Raw genomic sequence first — 3243 nt, 5'->3', positions numbered from 1 at the left:
TCCTTCGCGATGCCGGCCCCAGTGAACTCGCCCGTGTGGGCGGGGTGGTGGGTGGCTGGTCGTTGCTTGAGAACTGCACAGTGGACGCGAGCATCTGTGGCCAAGTTTTTAAGGGCGCACGGTGGATGCCTTGGCACCAGGAACCGATGAAGGACGTGGGAGGCCACGATAGTCCCCGGGGAGCCGTCAACCAGGCTTTGATCCGGGGGTTTCCGAATGGGGAAACCCGGCAGTCGTCATGGGCTGTCACCCGCTGCTGAACACATAGGCAGTGTGGAGGGAACGAGGGGAAGTGAAACATCTCAGTACCCTCAGGAAGAGAAAACAACCGTGATTCCGGGAGTAGTGGCGAGCGAAACCGGATGAGGCCAAACCGTATGCGTGTGATACCCGGCAGGGGTTGCGCATACGGGGTTGTGGGATTGCACTTTCATGGTCTGCCGGCCATGAGGCGAGTCAGAAACCGTTGATGTAGGCGAAGGACATGCGAAAGGTCCGGCGTAGAGGGTAAGACCCCCGTAGCTGAAACATCAGCGGCTTGCTTGTGCAACACCCAAGTAGCACGGGGCCCGAGAAATCCCGTGTGAATCTGGCGGGACCACCCGTTAAGCCTAAATATTCCCTGGTGACCGATAGCGGATAGTACCGTGAGGGAATGGTGAAAAGTACCGCGGGAGCGGAGTGAAATAGTACCTGAAACCGTGTGCCTACAAGCCGTGGGAGCGTCGCTGTTGTTCTTCGGAGCAACAGTCGTGACTGCGTGCCTTTTGAAGAATGAGCCTGCGAGTTTGCGGTGTGTTGCGAGGTTAACCCGTGTGGGGAAGCCGTAGCGAAAGCGAGTCCGAACAGGGCGGTATAGTAGCGCGCTCAAGACCCGAAGCGGAGTGATCTAGCCATGGGCAGGTTGAAGCGGAGGTAAGACTTCGTGGAGGACCGAACCCACCAGGGTTGAAAACCTGGGGGATGACCTGTGGTTAGGGGTGAAAGGCCAATCAAACTCCGTGATAGCTGGTTCTCCCCGAAATGCATTTAGGTGCAGCGTCGTGTGTTTCTTGCCGGAGGTAGAGCACTGGATAGGCGATGGGCCCTACCGGGTTACTGACCTTAGCCAAACTCCGAATGCCGGTAAGTGAGAGCGCGGCAGTGAGACTGTGGGGGATAAGCTCCATGGTCGAGAGGGAAACAGCCCAGAGCATCGACTAAGGCCCCTAAGCGTACGCTAAGTGGGAAAGGATGTGGAGTCGCAGAGACAACCAGGAGGTTGGCTTAGAAGCAGCCACCCTTGAAAGAGTGCGTAATAGCTCACTGGTCAAGTGATTCCGCGCCGACAATGTAGCGGGGCTCAAGCGTACCGCCGAAGTCGTGTCATTCGTACATATATCCCCAACGGGAGTGCGGATGGGTAGGGGAGCGTCGTGTGCCGGGTGAAGCCGCCGCGTAAGCGAGTGGTGGACGGTTCACGAGTGAGAATGCAGGCATGAGTAGCGATACACACGTGGGAAACGTGTGCGCCGATTGACTAAGGGTTCCTGGGTCAAGCTGATCTGCCCAGGGTAAGTCGGGACCTAAGGCGAGGCCGACAGGCGTAGTCGATGGACAACCGGTTGATATTCCGGTACCCGCTTTGAAACGCCCAGTATCGAGCCCATTAATGCTAAGGCCGTGAAGCCGCCCTGGATCCTTCGGGTGAAGGGGAGTGGTGGAGCCGCCGGCCCAAGGTGGTAGTAGGTAAGCGATGGGGTGACGCAGGAAGGTAGTCCAGCCCGGGCGGTGGTTGTCCCGGGGTAAGGGTGTAGGCCGTGTGGCAGGCAAATCCGTCACACATTAAGGCTGAGACCTGATGCCGAGCCGATTGTGGTGAAGTGGATGATCCTATGCTGTCGAGAAAAGCCTCTAGCGAGTTTCATGGCGGCCCGTACCCTAAACCGACTCAGGTGGTCAGGTAGAGAATACCGAGGCGTTCGGGTGAACTATGGTTAAGGAACTCGGCAAAATGCCCCCGTAACTTCGGGAGAAGGGGGGCCATCACTGGTGATCGGATTTACTCCGTGAGCTGGGGGTGGCCGCAGAGACCAGCGAGAAGCGACTGTTTACTAAAAACACAGGTCCGTGCGAAGCCGTAAGGCGATGTATACGGACTGACGCCTGCCCGGTGCTGGAACGTTAAGGGGACCGGTTAGTCACATTTCGGTGTGGCGAAGCTGAGAACTTAAGCGCCAGTAAACGGCGGTGGTAACTATAACCATCCTAAGGTAGCGAAATTCCTTGTCGGGTAAGTTCCGACCTGCACGAATGGCGTAACGACTTCTCGACTGTCTCAACCATAGGCCCGGTGAAATTGCACTACGAGTAAAGATGCTCGTTTCGCGCAGCAGGACGGAAAGACCCCGGGACCTTTACTACAGTTTGATATTGGTGTTCGGTTCGGCTTGTGTAGGATAGGTGGGAGACTGTGAACTCTGGACGCCAGTTCAGGGGGAGTCGTCGTTGAAATACCACTCTGGTCGTGCTGGATGTCTAACCTGGGTCCGTGATCCGGATCAGGGACAGTGTCTGATGGGTAGTTTAACTGGGGCGGTTGCCTCCCAAAGGGTAACGGAGGCGCCCAAAGGTTCCCTCAGCCTGGTTGGCAATCAGGTGTTGAGTGTAAGTGCACAAGGGAGCTTGACTGTGAGACCGACGGGTCGAGCAGGGACGAAAGTCGGGACTAGTGATCCGGCGGTGGCTTGTGGAAGCGCCGTCGCTCAACGGATAAAAGGTACCCCGGGGATAACAGGCTGATCTTCCCCAAGAGTCCATATCGACGGGATGGTTTGGCACCTCGATGTCGGCTCGTCGCATCCTGGGGCTGGAGTCGGTCCCAAGGGTTGGGCTGTTCGCCCATTAAAGCGGTACGCGAGCTGGGTTTAGAACGTCGTGAGACAGTTCGGTCCCTATCCGCTGTGCGCGTAGGAGTCTTGAGAAGGGCTGTCCCTAGTACGAGAGGACCGGGACGGACGAACCTCTGGTGTGCCAGTTGTCCTGCCAAGGGCATGGCTGGTTGGCTACGTTCGGAAAGGATAACCGCTGAAAGCATCTAAGCGGGAAGCCTGCTTCGAGATGAGGACTCCCACCTCCTTGAGAGGGTAAGGCTCCCAGTAGACGACTGGGTTGATAGGCCAGATGTGGAAGCCGGGCAACCGGTGAAGCTGACTGGTACTAATAGGCCGAGGGCTTGTCCTCAGTTGCTCGCGTCCACTGTGT

The 3243-nt window shown here is 57.4% G+C and carries 1 rRNA gene; it reads left to right on the top strand.

The window, feature by feature from the left end:
- Positions 1 to 98 precede the first annotated feature (98 nt).
- A 23S ribosomal RNA gene (locus tag ACH492_RS39960) occupies positions 99 to 3222 on the top strand.
- Positions 3223 to 3243 lie beyond the last annotated feature (21 nt).

Origin of the sequence: Streptomyces sp. NPDC019443 (genome assembly GCF_044389785.1) — a bacterium.
GTDB lineage: Bacteria > Actinomycetota > Actinomycetes > Streptomycetales > Streptomycetaceae > Streptomyces.
This window is presented reverse-complemented; position numbering and strand designations above follow the sequence as displayed.